The organism is Cobetia sp. cqz5-12, assembly GCF_016495405.1.
Taxonomy (GTDB): Bacteria; Pseudomonadota; Gammaproteobacteria; order Pseudomonadales; family Halomonadaceae; genus Cobetia.
Map to the genome: position 1 here is coordinate 1,669,847 of NZ_CP044522.1, position 17,119 is coordinate 1,686,965.

Below are 17,119 nucleotides of genomic sequence, written 5' to 3' on the forward strand. Positions count from 1 at the left end.
CCGCTTGCGGGAAGCGGCGCGCCCGGTGAGATCAGTCGGCCTTGTTGGCGGCGATGGACAACAGGTCAACATAATCGTCGAGTACCCAGGGAATCGAGAGGGGGGTGGGGTTGGCGGCCGTGCCCATCGGGCCGTTTTCCAGCAACACCACGGCGTCCTGTTGGATGGCCGGCAGGCGTGAGGTCAGCAGGTGCTCGTTGAGGCGGTCAACCAGTGCCTGGCCGCCATAGGTCAGCACGATATCGACATCGGCCAGCTCATCGAGGCGCTCTGCACTGATCTGACCGGCAAAGCGGCCATCGACGGCGGTCTCGGTGACGAACTGTGGCGAGACCATGCCCAGTTCGTGGAAGAAACGCACCCGGGCATCGTTGTCGTTGTAGAAGGCGATGCGGCTAAGATTGGTCGGGTCGATATGGCTGATCACGATGATCGACTTGCCCTGGATCTCCGGGTGACTTGCGACATTCTCGGCGACCTGCGCCTCAAGACGCTCGATCAGCGCTTCGCCCTCGGCGGCCATGCCCATGCCGGCACTGTCGAGGCGAATCATGTCACGCCAGCTGGAAGACCAGCGCGGGCCCGGACGAGCCACGACAGGGGCGATCTTGCTCAGGGTGTTGTAGTCGGCCTCGCTGAGTCCGGAATAGGCGGCGAGAATCACGTCCGGCTCGCTCGCGGCCACGGCCTCGAAGTCGATACCATCCCCTTCGTCATACAGATTGGCGGCGTCACCCCCCAGTTCGTCCAGTCGTGCCTTGACCCACGGCATCATGCCGTCGCCATCATCATCTCCGAATGCCTGGCGGGGGAAGCCCACCGGCACGACGCCCAGTGCCAACGGCACTTCATGATTGGCCCAGGCGACGGTGGCGATACGTTGGGGCTTCTTCTCGATGACGGTGGTGCCGAAAGCATGCTGGATGGTGAGTGGATACTGAGCCGTTGTCTCGGTGACATCTGAGACAAGCGAGGAGGTATGGGTGTCAGCCTGTGAAGAGTGTGACTCGTGTGCCTGGGCGGCAGGCATGAAACAAGTGGCCATGACGGCCAGGCCAATGGCGCAGGAAAGTCGCGTGCGTCGCAAGGGAGAATCCTTTTGTGATCGTGTCGCGGTGGATACCGCCATCAAGATGAGACCAGACAGACCCTGTCGGTGAGGGCCTGTCTGGTCGTCGGATACAGAGAAGGTTCGTACAGGGAATGCTCGACTCAGAAGTCGTAGGTCATGCTCAGCAACGCACTACGCGGCGCGCCGTACAGGTACTGGCTGTAGAAGCCCTGCTGCGTGTAGTACTCCTCATCGAAGAGGTTGGACACGTTGAGCTGAGTGCTGAAGTTGTCATTGAAGCGATAGCGCGCCATGGCGTTGGCGAGGAAGACATCGCCCTGTCCGACCTTCTCGCTACCGGTGGGCGTGTCGGCATTGCGATAGGTATCGCCCTGCCAGGTGCCGCCGGCGCCCAGAGTCAGGCGTGACCAGTCGCCGGGCAGCTGCCAGGTGGCATAGACCTTGGCCTGCTGGCGTGGATAGCTGGTATTGAGCTGGCTGCCATCGGAATCCTCGGCATCCACCAGTGCGTAGCTGGCGGAGAGATTGATGCCCGGCGCGACTTCACCGGCCACTTCCAGCTCGAAGCCCTCGACCACGGCACCGTCGGACTCGGTGTAGGCCTGATCGGTGGTGCCGTCGACATAGACGCCTGGAATCTCGACGGCCAGATTGTCCTGCTCGCTGCGGAAGACGGCGAAGGACACGTCTGCGCGGTCATTGAACAGCTCGGCCTTCAGGCCCGCTTCATAGCTGGTGCCTTCCAGCGGATCGAGCAGGGCACCATCGGGGGCACGCTCACTCTGGGTGTTGAAGATCTGCGTATAGCTCGTGTAGGCGGTGAGGTTGTCGGTGATATCGACGATCAGGCCGGCATAGGGCGTGAATTCGTCGTTGTACTCATAGCTGCGCTCACCGCGATAGTCCTGGTCGATCTCCCAATCCGTCAGGCGGGCACCGAGGATCAGGTGCACGGGGTCTGCCAGCGAGAAACGCGTGACGGCGTAGAAGCCTTCCTGCTGGGTCTCGGTGTCGTCCGTCAGGCCCCACTCGCCCCATTCGGGCTCGGCCAGTGCCGGGTCGTCACGATCAGTGAAGCTGCCCAGCGCCGGTACACTGCCGGCCGGGGTGCGACTCCAGATCTCGTATTCTTCCTTGAGCTGCATGTAGCCGAAGCCCAGCTGATGCTCGCGACCGAACAGCTTGAAGGGGCCCTCGGCGCTCAGGTTGAGGTTCTTCTGGGTGCGATCACCGCGATAGTCGACCAGATAGGAGGTGGTCGGATACTGTCGATTGCTGTCGTAGTAGAGGATGCCGTTGTCACGATCCACGTAACCGCCGCGGTAGTTGTAGGTGAGCCCGTAGTTGGCATCGCCATGGCTGTAGGCTGCCGTTGCCTTCCAGCCATTGGCGAAGTAGTGGGTAAGGTCCGCGAAGCCACGCGTGTTTTCGGTGAAGAAGTGCGCCCATTCGGTATTGTTGGCGACTGACTGATCGAAATCGGTGCGCGTGCCATCGGTGTAGTAGAGCGGCACGCCCAGATAGGCGCCGTCCTGGTCGTAGCGCTGATACTCGACGCCGACGTTCAGCTCGGTGTCCGGTGTCAGTTCGGCGGCGATCACGCCATACAACGTCTCGCGATCGTTCTCGACATCATCCATGAAGCTGTCGGAGCGGTCCTTGGCGGCCACGAAGCGTACGCCGACCTTGCCGGCGTCATCCAGAGGTGTGCTGACATCCACTACACCACGACGGCGGTCCCAGCTACCCACGGCACCGGTCACGCTGGCGGCGGCTTCATCCAGCGGCTTCTTGCGCACGAAGTTGACGGTGGCGGACGGATCGCCCACGCCAGTCATCAGGCCGGTGGCGCCGCGGACGACCTCGACACGATCGTAGATGGCGGTATCCCACTCGGCGTCGCCGAAGGGCCAGAAGCCGCTGGTGTTGCTCTGCTGACCATCGAACTGGAAGTTGCGGATGGTATAGCCGCGTGACTGGAAGCTGGCGCGTGTGCCATCGAGACGATTGGAAGACACCCCCGGAAGGCGATTGACGGCTTCCGTGGTGCTGGTCAGCGCCTCGTCGTCCATCTGCTGGCGGGTCAGAAAGCTGACAGACTGAGGTGTCTCGCGCGGTGACAGCGTCAGGCCATTGGCGCTGGTGCTGGAGCCGACCGTGTACGTCTGTGTCTCTTCTGTAGTGCCGGTTTGTGCTTCGCCGACGATGGTCATCGACTCCAGTTTTTGCGTCTCGTCCGCGAAGGCGGTGGCGCTGAGGAGTGAGGACGTCGCGAGGGCGATGGAGATAGCGAGTGGCGAGCGAGTAAAACCTGGACGGCGGAGTGAGTGAGCCAAGATTGCGTTCCCTGATTGTTTATAATAATCATTATTATTTACCCGCTGGCGGCACTTTTGTTTTGCGAAATGCCAGACTCGCTTTGCGGGATGCCAAGAATGAAAATTTCGGGGAACTTCATGAGCCTGGCGTGGTGCTATCGGGCGATGGGGCTGGTCATGTGTCAGGACAGAAACGCTACCCGCTGACATGTACGAGCCTCATATTCGGGCCGCGCGTTCGATACCTTCAGGCCATGCACGCAAGCGCCATACTGAAACGCCCCGCGACCGTTCATCCGGTCGCGGGGCGTTTGGTTTCAGGCCTGTTGCTCTTGGGCTGCCGCTCTTTAGCTTGTGGTGCAGGGCGGCTCAGGGGGTTTGGATCAGGGGTTACGGCACGCTCACTCGCGCTCCACCCACGCCTTCCAGCCGCCGTACTCGCTGATGTCCGTCATCGGTAGGCCGCTGTCAGCGGAGACCGAGCAGATGAAGCCCGCGACCCAGCGGCCGTCTTCGAGCTCGATCTGACCCAGCCCCAGCGGGAAGGGGATGCCGGCGAGGAAGCTGCCGACACTGGCAATGGGCAGAGACCAGACCTCCAGCGCGATGCTGGTGCCGTCTTGCGGGGCGCGCAGCATGGCCGGTTTGGCGGGTGTCGCGTCATCCAGTTGATAGAGGCGGTAGCTCGGGGCGCTGTGAGTGCGGGCGACCAGGCGAGCATCGCGCTGGGTGAGCTGATGATTGAGCGGCATGCCAGTGAGGTGCGCGCCGCAGACCGCGATCTCGACTCGGCCATTCTGCGCCATCGGCAGATCGCTGTCGGCGAGGCGAGCCTGGGGGCGGGCAACGGCGCTGGCGCCCAGCGGCAGCGCGAATTCCTTCTCGAGCAGCCGGGCGATGCTGAGCAGTTGCAGGTCTTCAAAGGCGGGCGCGAACAGTGTCACGCCGCCGGGCAGGCCCTGGCTGTTGAAACCGACCGGTACGGCCAGTGCGCTCAGGTCCAGCAGGTTCATGAAGTTGGTCCAGGTGCCAAGCTCCGAATTGACCGCGATCGGTGCCTCGGCCAGCTCCGCCTTGGTGGGTAGACGCGGCGTGGTCGGGGCCAGCATCACATCCACCTGCGCGAGCAGGGCATCGGCCTGACGGCGATATTCGGCCAGCTGATAGCGCGCATCGAAGGCATCCACCGCCAGCGGCGTGGCGCCGCCGAGGGTGATCTCGCGCGTGACCGGATGCAGGGCCTCGGGATTGCGCTCGATCAGCTCGCGCACCGCGTGATAGCGCTCCGCCACCCACGGGCCTTCATACAGCAGACGCGCGGCGGCCAGTAGCGGGCTGCAATCCAGCTCGACCAGCTCGGCTCCCAGTGCCTTGCACTGACGAATTGCCGCTTCCATGTAGCCGCTGTAATCGGCGTCGGTGTGCCACTGGGTACGCGGCGGCACGCCGATACGCAGGCCGGTAAGGTCCGGCAGCACACCATAGGCCTGGCCGTGAACGGCGAAGTCATGCTCGCGCGCCCAGCGGTTGTCGGCATCGAACTGTGCGGTGACGGACAGCACGCGCGCGGCATCATCACAGCCCAGCGCGAAGATCGAGATGGTATCCAGGGTCGCGCAGGCCGGGACCACGCCGCCCGCGCTGAGCAGGCCGAGGGTCGGCTTCACGCCCACCAGATTGTTGAAACAGGCCGGCACACGACCGGAGCCCGCCGTGTCCGTGCCCAGCGCGAAGCTGACCTGGCCCTGGGCGGTGACGACGGCGGAGCCACTGCTGGAACCGCCCGGCACATAGGCGGGATCGAAGGCATTGGCCGGAGTACCGTAGACCGGCAGGGCGCGCTCACCGACCAGGCCGGTGGCAAACTGATCAAGATTGGTCTTGCCCATCGGGATCGCGCCTGCCGCGATCAGCTGCTTGACCACGAAGGCGTCATCATCTGGCGTATAGGCGAATTCCGGGCAACCGGCGGTGGTGGTGATGCCGGCGAGATCGATGTTGTCCTTGATCGCGAAGGGGATGCCGTAGAGCGGCAGTGACTCGGGCGCCACGGCGTCCAGACGCGCCAGATAGGGTTCCAGCTGATCTGCACTCAGGCGGGTGATCCAGGCGGCGTCTTGCTCGGGTTGTGCGGCCAGCAGTTCATTCACCAGCTGGCGTGGCGTCATCTCACCGGCCTGATAGGCCTTGCTCAGCGCCGTGATGCTCAGGTTGTGCGGGGTATGGGTCATCATCACAGCGTCTCCTCGGAAGACAGGGTCGATTGGGCGTTGTCTGGTGCGCTGGCATCAGCGGGATCCGTGGTTTCCTCGGCGGTCGACAGCACGATCAGCGGCTGGCCGGGGGCGACACCGCTGCCTTCCTTGATCGGCAGGCGAACGACACGGCCTGCGGTGTGGGTGCGAATCTCGACTTCCATCTTCATCGACTCGACCAGCGCCACCACCTGGCCGGCCTCGACGAGATCGCCCTCGGCGACCTCCAGCTTCCACAGGCTGCCGGTGACCGGTGTCTCGATGCCCAGCTCGTCATCGCTCAGGCTGTCGGCTTCCTGTACCTCGTTGACCTGATCCTCGAAGGTGAACTGGCCGCGTGCATGCCAGTCGTCGATTTCCTGCTGGAAGGCGGCCTGACGACGTTCACGGAAGGCATCGGTCTCGGCCTGATGCTCGGCGATCTGCGCCTGGTAATCGGCGAGGCGAAAGCGCGTCTTCTCGATCTTGAGGTCGTAGCGTCCCTGAGGGTGATCACGACGGATCTGCTCGAGCGCCTCATGGCTGACCGGGTGGAAGCGCAGCTGATCGAACACGCGCAGCAGCCACGGGCTGGTGAAGTGTTCGGTGCGGCGATAGCGATTCCACATCTGCAGCGTGCGGCCGACGAACTGATAGCCGCCCGGACCTTCCATGCCGTAGACGCACAGATAGGCGCCACCGATGCCCACCGAGTTCTCGGCGGTCCAGGTGCGTGCCGGGTTGTACTTGGTGGTTACCAGGCGCTGGCGCGGGTCCAGCGGCGTGGCGACCGGCGCACCCAGATACACATCGCCGAGGCCCATCACCAGATAGCGGGCGTTGAGCACCGTCTCGCGTACCGCCGCCTCATCCGCCAGACCATTGATGCGGCGAATGAATTCAAGATTGCTCGGGCACCAGGGGGCATCCGGGCGCACCGAGCGCTGGTACTTGTCGATGGCCTGTTGACACGCCGGGTCATCCCAGGACAGCGGCAGGTGTACGGTGCGCGCCTCGATCTCGATGTCCTCGACATCCTTGAGCGCGACTTCCGCCTGTTCGAGGTGCGTCATCAGTGTGGCGAGGGCAAGCTTGCGCGGATCGTAATGCAGCTGCAGCGAGCGGATGCCCGGTGTCATCTCCATCAGGCCGGGCAGCGGATGCTCCTTCAGCCACAGCATCCAGGCATGGGCGCGAAAGCGCAGCGCGATATCCAGCTCCATCTGGCCGAATTCGATCAGCAGGAAGTCATCCCCGGCGCGGCGATAGACGATCTGCTCGCCGCCTTGCTCGGCGCTCAGGTGCTTGAGCACCGGCGAGTCATCGGGGCGTGGGCGTTGCTCGGCGATGGCGCTCAGCGTGGTGCTGGTCGCCGCCAGAGGTGACTCCAGTGCGTCGAGCTTGCCACTGGCGAGGGCCGCGAGTACGGCGTCCTGCTGCACCTCAATGGCGCGGGCCTCATCCAGAGTCAGTGCGACGAAACGGATGCGATCGCCGGCGGCCAGCTGGCCCAGCTTCCAGCGTTCCGCGCGCACCACGGTGGCCGGACACACGAAACCGCCCAGTGACGGGCCGTCCGGGCCGAGGATGACCGGCATGTCGCCAGTGAAGTCGATGGTGCCGAAGGCGTAGGCGTTGTCGTGGATGTTGGAAGGGTGCAGACCGGCCTCGCCACCATCGGCACGCGCCCACTGCGGACGCGGGCCGATCAGGCGCACGCCGGTGCGGCTGGAGTTGTAATGCACTTCCCAGCGGTGGCCGAAGAAGGTGCTGATGTCGTCTTCGGTGAAGAAGTCCGGCGCACCGTGCGGGCCGTAGAGCACGCCGATCTGCCATTCGCGACCTGAGGTCTTGCCTTGCGCATTGTCGATAATGCCAGCGCCCTGCGGGATCAGCGCCTCGGGCAGCCGGGTCAGGGCGGGCTGGGGGCACTCGGCGAGATCAGCCAGCGGCAGGGTGTCGCCACTGCGCAGGGCACGTCCGGCATGGCCGCCGAACTGGCCCAGGGTGAAGGTCGCGCGCGAGCCCAGATACTGCGGGCAGTCGATGCCACCGGCGATCAGCAGATAGCTGCGCGCGCCGGCGGCGACCTTGCCCAGGCTCAGGGTGCTGCCAGCGGCGATCTCATGTACCTGCCACAGGGCAAGCTCGTGAGTCGTGGTGTCATCGGAGCCGTCTTGCGGTGCTGAAACGGACAGCGTGGCGGGCAACGGCGCGCCGGCCAGCACCACGCGCGTGGCGCGGTGGAAGTGCAGCGTCGGGCCGTTGAGGGTGATCTCGAGGCCTGCGGCATCGGCGGCGTTGCCCAGCAGCGCATTGCCGAGACGGAAGGCGTAGTCATCGAAGGGGCCGGAGGGCGGCACGCCCACATCCCAGTGGCCCTGGCGACCCGGCATGTCCTGCACGGTGGTCAGGGTACCGGGGACGATCACTTCAAAGGTCGGTGCGGCCCACTCGAGACCTTCCAGCCAGCGGGTGTAGATCTCGACATTGCGGAAGCGCGGGTCTTCCAGCAGGTGTGACAGCCACTGGCGGTTGGTCTCGATGCCGTAGAGGCGAGAGGCGGCCAGTGCCCTGGAGAGATCGCCGCGCGCCTGCTCGCGGGTCGGGGCGTGCACCATCACCTTGGCCAGCATCGGGTCGAACCAGGCGGGGACCTCGAAGCCGGCCTCGATGGAATGATCCACCCGCAGCTGGCTGCCCTCGGCGAGGGCGGCGGTCACGGCGTCATTGGCGAACTCCACCTCGGTGAGCAGGCCGCTGGAAGGGCGGAAGTCGTGCTGCGGGTTCTCGGCGTAGACGCGTGCTTGCATGGCGTGGCCGCGGGGCGTCAGCGGCGCGACCAGCTCGCGCAGGTTGCCCAGTTCGCCGGCGCCCAGCTTGAGCATCCAGGCGACGATGTCCACGCCCCACACCAGCTCCGTGACACCGTGCTCGACCTGCAGGCGCGTATTGACCTCCAGGAAGTAGAAGGCCTGACGCTCGGCGTCATAGATGAATTCGACGGTACCGGCACTGCGGTAATTGACGGCTTCGCCCAGGCGGATGGCGGTGGCGATCATGTCGTCGCGAACGCGCTCGGGCAGGTCGGGTGCCGGGCATTCCTCGATGACCTTCTGGTGGCGGCGCTGACTGGAGCAGTCGCGCTCGCCCAGCGCGATCACCGTGCCTTCACCATCCCCGAACAGCTGCACTTCCAGGTGACGGGCGCGGGCGATGTACGCCTCCAGGAAGACGCCGCCATCCCCGAAGTTGCGCTCGCCCAGACCCTTGACCGAATCGAAGGCACGGCTGAGGGAGGCGTCATCCTCACACACCTGCATGCCGATGCCGCCGCCGCCGGCGGTGGACTTGAGCATCACCGGATAGCCGATACGGGCGGCCTCGCTCAGTGCGCTCTCGACATCGTCCAGCAGGCCGGTACCGGGTACCAGCGGCACGCCGGCGTTCTCGGCGATGGTGCGCGCTTCGTGCTTGAGGCCGAAGGCGTGGATCTGCTCGACGGTCGGGCCGAGGAAGACAAGGCCGGCAGCGTCACAGGCCTGGATGAAGCGGGTGTTCTCGGACAGGAAACCATAGCCCGGATGCACGGCCTGGGCGCCACTCTCGAGGGCGATGGCGATCAGCTTGTCGATGTCGAGATAGGTCTCGGCGGCGGCACCTTCACCGAGGCTGTAGGCGTCATCGGCCTCGCGCACGAAGGGGGATTCACGATCGGCTTCTGCGTAGACGGCGACGCTCTGGACACCGAGGGCACGCAGCGTGCGCTGGATTCGGGTGGCGATGGCGCCACGGTTGGCAATCAGGACCTTGTGGAACATGACGGAGTCATCCTTCCGGCGGCGGGTCGTCCCGCCTTCAAACTGTGAGCTGCCGGTCGTCCGGTAGCCGGGCAGAGCCTTGGGGGCTGACGAGTGATGCAAGAGAGATGACATCGTCAGGTGTGGCTCGGCCGTTTCTTGTCGTATGCGTGTTCGAAAGCGTCGCTGTCAGCGCGGCGGCTCAGCTCAGCTCGGCGGCTCAGCCCAGCGGCGAGTCGCTGATGCGGATGGCAACCGGTGTCGGGTCGTAGCCGTTGCAGGGGTTGTTGAGCTGCGGGCAGTTGGAGAGCAGCACGTAGACGTCACGCTCGGCGACCATCTCGACGTACTTGCCCGGGGCGGACAGGCCATCCTCGAAGCTCAGGCCGCCATCGGCGGTGACCGGCACGTTCATGAAGAAGTTGATGTTGTGGCCGATGTCGCGCTTGGTCAGGTCGTACTTCGGGTAGCGGGCGATGGCCAGCATCCAGTTGTCACGACAGGAGTGCATATGGCGCTTCTCCAGGTCGTAACGCACGGTGTTGGACTCGCTGGAGCAGGCGCCACCCAGGGTGTCATGCCGGCCACAGGTATCGCCGGTGATGGTCAGCAGCGCACGGCCACGTGTGGAGTAGAGCACCGTGCCGGTGGTCAGGTAGACCTTGCCCTGCTCGCGCACGGTGTCCATCGCGCTGTAGCGCTCGGCGGTGTCGTCGGCCGAGAAGAACAGGGTGTCGGCGGCCTGATTGCCGTGCAGGTCGGTGATACGCAGGTGCTGGCCGGCGCGGACCAGGCCGATGAAGTGATCGCCGGCCTCGATGGTGCGCTCGAGTTCGCGCGGCTGCTCGGCCGGATCGGCGTAGCTCAGCGGGGCACCGTCCGTCGTGGCCGGGGCGTGGGCATGTGGGTGTTCGAGTGTCGAGGTGCACATGGGGATGTCCTTTGTCCTTGTCATCTGGGGCGTCGTTTGCCACTAGCCAGTCGGCGTGGCGTCCGTCTGCTGTCCAGGGGCGCCTCAGCCCGCCAGGTGATAGAGCTGATTGTTGGCGAAGGCACGGGCGTTCTCGGGGCGCGACAGGTAGCAGGCGTCGTGCTCATCCATGGCCGTGGCCGTTCCGAAGGTCAGATCAACGCCGCGCAGCGGATAGTCCTCGGCGGGGTCCAGCGGGTGCGGACAGGTGTGCAGCATGACGAGGGTGTCCATCTCGAAGCGCAGGGTGACGCTGTCGCCGGCGGCGCAGTGGTCGGTGACGTAGTGCAGATTGGCGTCTTCATCGGCGCGCACGCGGGAGAACAGGTTGAGGTTGGCGCACAGGTCGCGGTCGCCCAGTCCGTACTTGGCCATCTCGATCAGCAGGCTGTCGTGGCCGCTGGGCGTGAAGTCATTGAAGGCTTGCTGATAGGCCTTCTTGTGCCAGCCCTTGGCAGCGAAGTGCTGCTCCATCAGGTTGCCGCTGGCGCTGTCATGCCAGCCCAGATCGTCCTGGATGATGGAGGCGAAGATGCGGCCCATGTCGGAATACAGGCAGTGCCCCTCGGTAAGGCGGAAGGTGTGCTGACCCTTGAGAGTGTCCGGCAGATTGAGGCGCTCAAGCGTATCCAGCGGGTTGTACATCACCAGGCCGACATTGGCGTTGGCCTCGCGGGCGGTCAGCTTGAGTGCGCTGCCACGCGGCATGCGCATCGACCAGTGATGGCCGCCGGGCAGATGGGTCTGATACTTGGCGGTAAAGCTGGCGCGGGCGGTGGTTGCGGCATCAAGCGGTATGTTCATTGAATTGGCCTCCGGTGAGAGTGGCTTGGGGAACGGAGTGGGCTGGTGTCGTCAGCGTTTCGTGCTTGGGCGTCGGTTGGTCAGCGCCCGTTTGGACAGAGCCCTGCTGGCCAGAGCCCGGCTGCTGAGACGACGCCTTGGCCTTGCTACGCTCGGTGGGCAGGTCGTAGGTGATGGTCGAGCCATAGGCCTGCGGGGCCTGCGGGTCGACACGCACCTTGTCGAACACCCAGACGCGCGAGCCCAGCTCGAACGCTTCCTTGAGGTCATGGGTGATCATGAAGATGGTCAGTTGCTGCTCTTCCCACAGACGCAGGATGAGCTGGTGCATGTCCTTGCGGATGCCCGGGTCCAGAGCCCCGAACGGCTCATCCAGCAACAGGATGCGCGGCTTCATCATCAGCGCCTGGGCGATGGCGAGGCGCTGCTGCATGCCCCCGGACAGCTCATGCGGGTACTTGTCCAGCGCATGGGACAGGCCGACTTCTGCCAGACGTTTCTCGGCGGCGACCCGTGCCTCGCGACGCTTGGCCCCGAACAGCTTGCCGGTCAGCGGGGCGCGCGCCAGCTCCTCGGCCATGATCACGTTGCCCAGCACCGTGAGGTGCGGGAAGACGGAATACTTCTGGAAGACGATGCCGCGGTCCGGGCCCGGCTCGGCGGGGATGGGCTTGCCGTCCAGCAGCAGCTCACCGCGCGAGACGCCCTCGGTGCCCAGCAGCAGCTTGAGGAAGGTGGTCTTGCCGCAGCCGGAGGCGCCGACCAGGGTGATGAATTCTCCGGCCTCGACGGTCAGGTTCATGCGTTCCAGCACGACCTGCTCACCGTAGTGCTTCTCGAGGCCCTTGGCGTGGATCAGGCTCATGATTGGCTCTCCTCAGCGTGGTACCAGGGGAAGGCGCGAGTCGAGACGAGCACCAGCAGACGGTCGAGCAGGAAGGCCAGCAGCGTGATCCAGGCCACGTAGGGCAGGATGACGTCCATCGCCAGATAGCGGCGCACCAGGAAGATGCGATAGCCGAGGCCGTCCTGGGCGGCGATGGCTTCCGCGGCGATCAGGAACAGCCAGGCGCTGCCGAGTGCCAGACGTGTGGCGCTGAGAAGGCGCGGGGTCAGCTGGGGCAGCAGGACGCGGGTCAGCACCTGCCAGGAGCTGGCGCCCAGCGTCTGGGCCTTGATCAGCTGCTCATCGGGCAGGCGCAGGGCCTGATTCTGCAGGTCGCGAATCAGGAAGGGCGTGATGCCGATGACGATCAGCGCAATCTTGGCCAGTTCACCCGTCCCGAAGGCGATGAACAGGATCGGCAGGATCGCCATCGGCGGAATCAGGGACAGCACGGTGATCAGCGGTGACAGCTTGGCGCGCAGCAGCGGCAGGCCGCCGGTGAGCAGGCCGACGCTCAGGCCGATCAGCGCACTGATCAGCACGCCGGCCAGCAGGCGTTCGAGGCTGGCGAAGGTGTCGGTCCACAGCGGCAGGTCGCCGGTGCGTACGTTGACCTCGGTGGCCAGCTTGGCGAAGGACTCGCCCATGGACGCGAAGGACGGCAGCAGGCGGTCGTTGGGGTTGTCGAGCAGTCGCTGGTTAGACTGCACGATGTAGAGGATGGCCAGCAGCGCGAAGGGCAGGCCACCGAGCAGCCAGCGGCCACCACGGGAGGGTGTCAGATTGATCAGGCGTTTCATGCGCGGGCTCCACGGGTGCGAACGAGGGTGCGGTCGAGGGAGGCGGTCGGTTCACCAGCCACAGAGACAGCTTTCCTGCGGCTGGTGTGTGGCATCCACCGCGTGGCGTTACTGGCTGTCGGCCAGTGCGGCGGTGTAGCTCGGGTCGAAGCGCAGCATCACGTTGCCCTCATTGCCGACGATGCCGGCAGGCGTCTCGATACCGATGAAGCCGGCATCCGGCGCGCCTTCGCCCAGCAGCCCCTGCGCGAAGCTGAAGTCGGCGATGTGCTGCATGGTGTCCTTGAGGCTCGGCGCATTGAAGGCGGCCACGGCCTCGGCGGGGGTGTAGTACATGTGGGTCGCGGCCAGCTGGGACTGATAGCCGGCGAGGTCGGTGCCGGCGGCATCGGCCATCTGGGTCAGCGCGACTTCATCGCCAGCCTTCATCTTCTCCATCACCTCATACCAGGCGCCGACCAGCGCGTGGCCGAAGTCCGGGTTGTCCTTCAGCGTCTGGGTATTGACGACCATCAGGTCGAGAATCTCGCCGGGAATGTCGCTGGAATTGAAGACTTCGGTGTAGCCGGGCATGTTCTTGAGGGTGGCGAGCTGCGGGTTCCAGGTGACCACCGCCTGGGTGTCCGGGTTGCTGGCCAGCGCGACGATATCGGCATCGCCGGTATTGGTGGTGGTGAGGTCGCGCTCGCTCATGCCGACGCTGTCCAGTGCGCGTGCCAGCAGGTAGTGGGAGACACTGAACTGCACCAGATTGACCTCACGGTCCTTCAGGGACTCGATGGAATCGCCGTCGCGGACCATCACGCCGTCATTGCCATCGGAGTAGTCGCCCAGAATCAGCGCGGTGGAATCGACACTGCTGGCGGCGGGGAGGGTGAGGGCGTCCATGTTGGTCATGGCGCAGCCATCGACATTGCCGGAGGTGTACTGATTGATGGATTCGACGTAATCATTGACCTGCACCACATCGATATTGATGTCGTACTTCTTGGCCCACTTGTCGACGATGCCCTGGGTGTCCGCGTATTCCCACGGCATCCAGCCGGCATACACCGACCAGCACACGCTGAAGGAATCCTGCGCCATGGCCTGCGGGCTCAGCGATGCGCCAAGCAGCAGAGCGCCGGCCAGCGCAGCACGTCTGGAAGCGTTTCGGGAAATGGTAGATGAAGCAGATGAGACAGCAGCGGATGACACCTGGGCGCTGGCATCCGAGGGGGAAGTCGTAGACGGGGAAAGGCGAGTGGGCTGGGTCATTGTCGTTATCTCCGGCGGAAAAAGTGAGAGGCGCCGACCTTTTCAGGCGTTGCGTCTCCCGGGCTTTTGTCCCGCCGTGTAACCCCCAGCTTGGAGGTCGAGTGCTCTCGGACCAGTCGTGACGGCCATCAGCCAGTCACCGGAACCCTAGCGCTCCATTGGTGTAGATTTTCGATTGTTGTATGCCTATCGGTGCCTCGCTGAATGTCTAGCAGGAAGTGTGCCGGAGAGAATTTATCAATATAAACCAATGGGTTATAAGAATTCTTGCAGTATGGATACGCGTATCGAAAGTGTACGCTGCACCAATTTGATGAATTTTTCCGTCTCTTGCACCTCGGTGAATTCCGTCGAGATTAAGAAGTGTTAGCATAAATATGAGATGCCTATTCTTCGTTAGCTAGTTTATATGAGCTCGGTGCAAATGTTTGATCCTAACCGAGCTCGAGATAATGATAATTTAAGCGACAGGTTATATTGAGCAATGTTATTTTTCGAAACTATAAATTTTTTATCCGTTCTCCTCATGTCGTGCTGCACGCATAATTTCAATTAATTGATGTCTAGGTATTATGCCATGGTGGAAATCTCGATAAAATAAGTTATAATTATTTAGTATGCGCTTATAGGATTCAATCTTAGGACAGTGAGAGTTAAAATCTCGTCCTCTGAACTCATCAAAACGGTTTAATTTGTTAACTATAAATGAGGCCGCGCTCATGTATTCAGATTCATTGTTGCCATCAAACCCTTCAAATTTAAATATGTCTGGTGTAAGATCTTCCTCTCTTGTAATTTGTTCTTTCTGATCGTCGCTTAGCGCATTATAGTTTCTTTCAATTATGCTCCACATATCAAGGATCTCAATTACTTCGGACACTGCCTGCGGTGTCTCATTATTCTCAAATGTTATGCCTGTGTATCTCCAAGGTATACTCCATGTATGGTCTGAGAATATGGCAGAACGAATGAATTCAGGTTCAATATCCCTCCCTTCTATATCTAGCTTTTCATATATTTCAGTAAGCATTAAGAGAATGATTTTTTCACCATCCGTAATGTTCATATTTACTTCCTTTGTAGTTATGCCTTGTCTTTTCTTTTATCTAATTGTTTTTGTGGTCAATATAACGTTAGCAGAAGCATTGCTGCCTTAATACTCTAGTTTATTGGAGGTGGTTAATCAAGGAGATATTTATTCAGGCGTAAAGGGAGAGCGTTGTTTTAGGAGGTAAGTGGGTGGTTGTAATGGCTGTATTTATTGGACTATTTAGTTAGCCGATTATTATGCAATACTTTGTCTTATGCCGGATTTTTCATCTTATCTTGTGTGTAGGAGCTTAATCTATGTACTATCTATAATATTAAATCTGCATAATTATTTTATCTCAATACGCTTTTGATTGCCGTGTGTGCCATGAGCGTTACGAACTTGAGTATTGGCCTTTCAGGTATTCTCTACTCAGCGCAGGACTATCCATAGGGTTGCTAATATCGCGGCGCATGGTTGCGCCATCCGGCGCGTCGTTTCGTTGTGCCTCTCACCAAAGTCTTATACGTTGGTGGTGCTTTATTAGCACATACAAAAACAACGGCTGGCTCCCGATTCCCCGTGTGGCTTCACATGAGGGGGAAGGGCAGCAGCGATAGACAAAGGACACACGATGACAGACGTAGTCGAGAAGGATCTGCAGGCGTCTTCTGTGGTTCAGGCGGTTGAGAAGGGCTCTCCATCATCGCGTTCGCGTCGTGGTTTCCTGGGCATGAGTGGGGCGGCAATTGCCGGGGCGGCGTTGGGTCAGTTCCTGCCGGGTATTCCCAGTGCCTTGGCCAAGGAGACAGCGCCTGCGGCGGCGGTGCTCAAGCCTTCCGCCAAGTCACCGGTGCGACTCAACTACAACGAGAACGCGCTGGGCATGGCACCGTCGGCACAGCGCGCCGCAGCGGCATCCATTCCGCATTCCAATCGTTATCCCTTCGCTCATCTGGGCAAATTGCAGTCATTGGTGGCGACTCACCACAAGGTGCCGAGCGAGAGCATTCTGTTCACGCCGGGCTCCTCGGATGCGATTCGTGCCAGTGTGCTGGCCCATGCGACTCCCGATACCCAGCTGGTGATTCCCGAGCTGACCTACGGCGATGGCGCCCTGTATGCTGGCTTCTATGACCTCGCCATTCGCAAGGTGCCGTCCTCGCGTGAGGACTGGTCATTCAAGATTTCCGACATGAAGCAGGCCGTGGCCGACCACTCCGGCCCCTCCATCGTCTATCTGGTGAATCCCAACAACCCGACTTCGACCATCATTTCCAGTGATGAACTGGAGGCCTGGGTCAATGACAGCCGTGACGACACGCTGTTCATCATCGACGAAGCGTACGCCGAATTCGTGAATGACCCGAGCTTCCGCTCCGCGGATCATCTGATTGCTGGTGGCGCGAAGAACGTCCTGCTGCTGAAGACCTTCTCCAAGATTCACGCCATGGCAGGCTTACGTGTCGGCTATGCCGTCGGCGATGTCGATCGTCTCGAGCACGTCTCCCACTATGTCGAAGACGATGCCATGACGCTGTCATACCCTGGCGTGATGGCGGCGACGGCCTCCATGCAATCACCGGAATTTCTGGTCCACAGCAAGCAGAGCAATGATGAAGCGCGCGCCATCTTTACCTCCACGCTCGACGAGCTGGGCTGGGAGTATCTGCCGGGGCAGACCAACTTCGTCTTCCATCGTATCTCCAGGCCGCTAAAGGACTTCCAGGCCGCAATGAAGGAACGCCACGTGTTGATCGGGCGTGCCTTCCCGCCGGCGGATGGCTGGTGCCGCATGTCACTCGGTACGCCGGAGGAGATGCACTATGTCGCCGCCGTACTGCGCGAGATGAAGGCCAAGGGCATCGTCTAGTCGTGACGGTCTCCCTTGCAGGAAGATGAAACGCCCGCCATTTGGCGGGCGTTTTCGTTCAAGGCGGGATTCTCA

The 17,119-nt window shown here is 62.2% G+C and carries 11 protein-coding genes and 1 riboswitch; of the genes, 1 reads left to right on the forward strand and 10 read right to left on the reverse strand.

The window, feature by feature from the left end:
• Nucleotides 1-31: 31 nt before the first annotated feature.
• The 10 genes from F8A90_RS07145 to F8A90_RS07190 form a co-directional block, all read right to left on the reverse strand.
• A complete protein-coding gene (locus F8A90_RS07145) occupies nt 32-1,030 on the reverse strand; it encodes an iron-siderophore ABC transporter substrate-binding protein (protein ID WP_200019540.1) in 999 nt (332 codons plus the stop codon).
• A gap of 182 nt (nt 1,031-1,212) precedes the next feature.
• Nucleotides 1,213-3,408, reverse strand: a complete 2,196-nt coding sequence (locus F8A90_RS07150) for a TonB-dependent siderophore receptor (protein ID WP_200019541.1) — start codon at nt 3,406-3,408, stop codon at nt 1,213-1,215.
• 383 nt (nt 3,409-3,791) lie between these two features.
• Nucleotides 3,792-5,624, reverse strand: a complete 1,833-nt coding sequence (gene atzF, locus F8A90_RS07155; protein ID WP_233593553.1) for an allophanate hydrolase — start codon at nt 5,622-5,624, stop codon at nt 3,792-3,794.
• A complete protein-coding gene (gene uca / locus F8A90_RS07160; protein WP_200019542.1) occupies nt 5,624-9,445 on the reverse strand; it encodes an urea carboxylase in 3,822 nt (1,273 codons plus the stop codon). The genes atzF and uca overlap by 1 nt, the downstream gene beginning before the upstream one ends.
• Nucleotides 9,446-9,644: 199 nt before the next feature.
• On the reverse strand, nt 9,645-10,355 hold the full coding sequence (locus F8A90_RS07165; RefSeq protein ID WP_200019543.1) for an urea amidolyase associated protein UAAP2: 711 nt from the start codon (nt 10,353-10,355) through the stop codon (nt 9,645-9,647).
• An 84-nt stretch (nt 10,356-10,439) separates the two neighbouring features.
• On the reverse strand, nt 10,440-11,198 hold the full coding sequence (locus tag F8A90_RS07170) for an urea amidolyase associated protein UAAP1 (protein ID WP_200019544.1): 759 nt from the start codon (nt 11,196-11,198) through the stop codon (nt 10,440-10,442).
• The gene (locus F8A90_RS07175; protein ID WP_200019545.1) at nt 11,182-12,063 is read right to left on the reverse strand and encodes an ABC transporter ATP-binding protein; all 882 of its coding nucleotides are present in this window, start codon (nt 12,061-12,063) and stop codon (nt 11,182-11,184) included. Before F8A90_RS07175 ends, F8A90_RS07170 begins: the two co-directional genes overlap by 17 nt.
• A complete protein-coding gene (locus F8A90_RS07180; protein WP_077371317.1) occupies nt 12,060-12,884 on the reverse strand; it encodes an ABC transporter permease in 825 nt (274 codons plus the stop codon). Before F8A90_RS07180 ends, F8A90_RS07175 begins: the two co-directional genes overlap by 4 nt.
• A gap of 108 nt (nt 12,885-12,992) precedes the next feature.
• Complete coding sequence (locus F8A90_RS07185) at nt 12,993-13,970, reverse strand: putative urea ABC transporter substrate-binding protein (protein ID WP_325096948.1); 978 nt, start codon at nt 13,968-13,970, stop codon at nt 12,993-12,995.
• A 224-nt stretch (nt 13,971-14,194) separates the two neighbouring features.
• Nucleotides 14,195-14,303: riboswitch (guanidine-I (ykkC/yxkD leader) on the reverse strand.
• Nucleotides 14,304-14,652: 349 nt separating this feature from the next.
• Nucleotides 14,653-15,207 (reverse strand): YfbU family protein, encoded by a 555-nt coding sequence (locus F8A90_RS07190; protein ID WP_200019547.1) that lies wholly within the window; start codon nt 15,205-15,207, stop codon nt 14,653-14,655.
• Nucleotides 15,208-15,805: 598 nt separating this feature from the next.
• Here F8A90_RS07190 and F8A90_RS07195 point away from each other — a divergent pair.
• Complete coding sequence (locus F8A90_RS07195) at nt 15,806-17,044, forward strand: pyridoxal phosphate-dependent aminotransferase (protein WP_200019548.1); 1,239 nt, start codon at nt 15,806-15,808, stop codon at nt 17,042-17,044.
• Nucleotides 17,045-17,119: the final 75 nt, after the last annotated feature.

What these genes read in the sequence shown, in the direction of transcription:
- F8A90_RS07145 (WP_200019540.1), bottom strand. Translation starts at nt 1,030, where the DNA reads ATGCCTGCCGCCCAGGCACACGAGTCACACTCTTCACAGGCTGACACC.
- atzF (WP_233593553.1), bottom strand. Translation starts at nt 5,624, where the DNA reads ATGATGACCCATACCCCGCACAACCTGAGCATCACGGCGCTGAGCAAG.
- uca (WP_200019542.1), bottom strand. Translation starts at nt 9,445, where the DNA reads ATGTTCCACAAGGTCCTGATTGCCAACCGTGGCGCCATCGCCACCCGA.
- F8A90_RS07165 (WP_200019543.1), bottom strand. Translation starts at nt 10,355, where the DNA reads ATGTGCACCTCGACACTCGAACACCCACATGCCCACGCCCCGGCCACG.
- F8A90_RS07170 (WP_200019544.1), bottom strand. Translation starts at nt 11,198, where the DNA reads ATGAACATACCGCTTGATGCCGCAACCACCGCCCGCGCCAGCTTTACC.
- F8A90_RS07175 (WP_200019545.1), bottom strand. Translation starts at nt 12,063, where the DNA reads ATGAGCCTGATCCACGCCAAGGGCCTCGAGAAGCACTACGGTGAGCAG.
- F8A90_RS07180 (WP_077371317.1), bottom strand. Translation starts at nt 12,884, where the DNA reads ATGAAACGCCTGATCAATCTGACACCCTCCCGTGGTGGCCGCTGGCTG.
- F8A90_RS07185 (WP_325096948.1), bottom strand. Translation starts at nt 13,970, where the DNA reads ATGGCGCAGGATTCCTTCAGCGTGTGCTGGTCGGTGTATGCCGGCTGG.
- F8A90_RS07190 (WP_200019547.1), bottom strand. Translation starts at nt 15,207, where the DNA reads ATGAACATTACGGATGGTGAAAAAATCATTCTCTTAATGCTTACTGAA.
- F8A90_RS07195 (WP_200019548.1), top strand. Translation starts at nt 15,806, where the DNA reads ATGACAGACGTAGTCGAGAAGGATCTGCAGGCGTCTTCTGTGGTTCAG.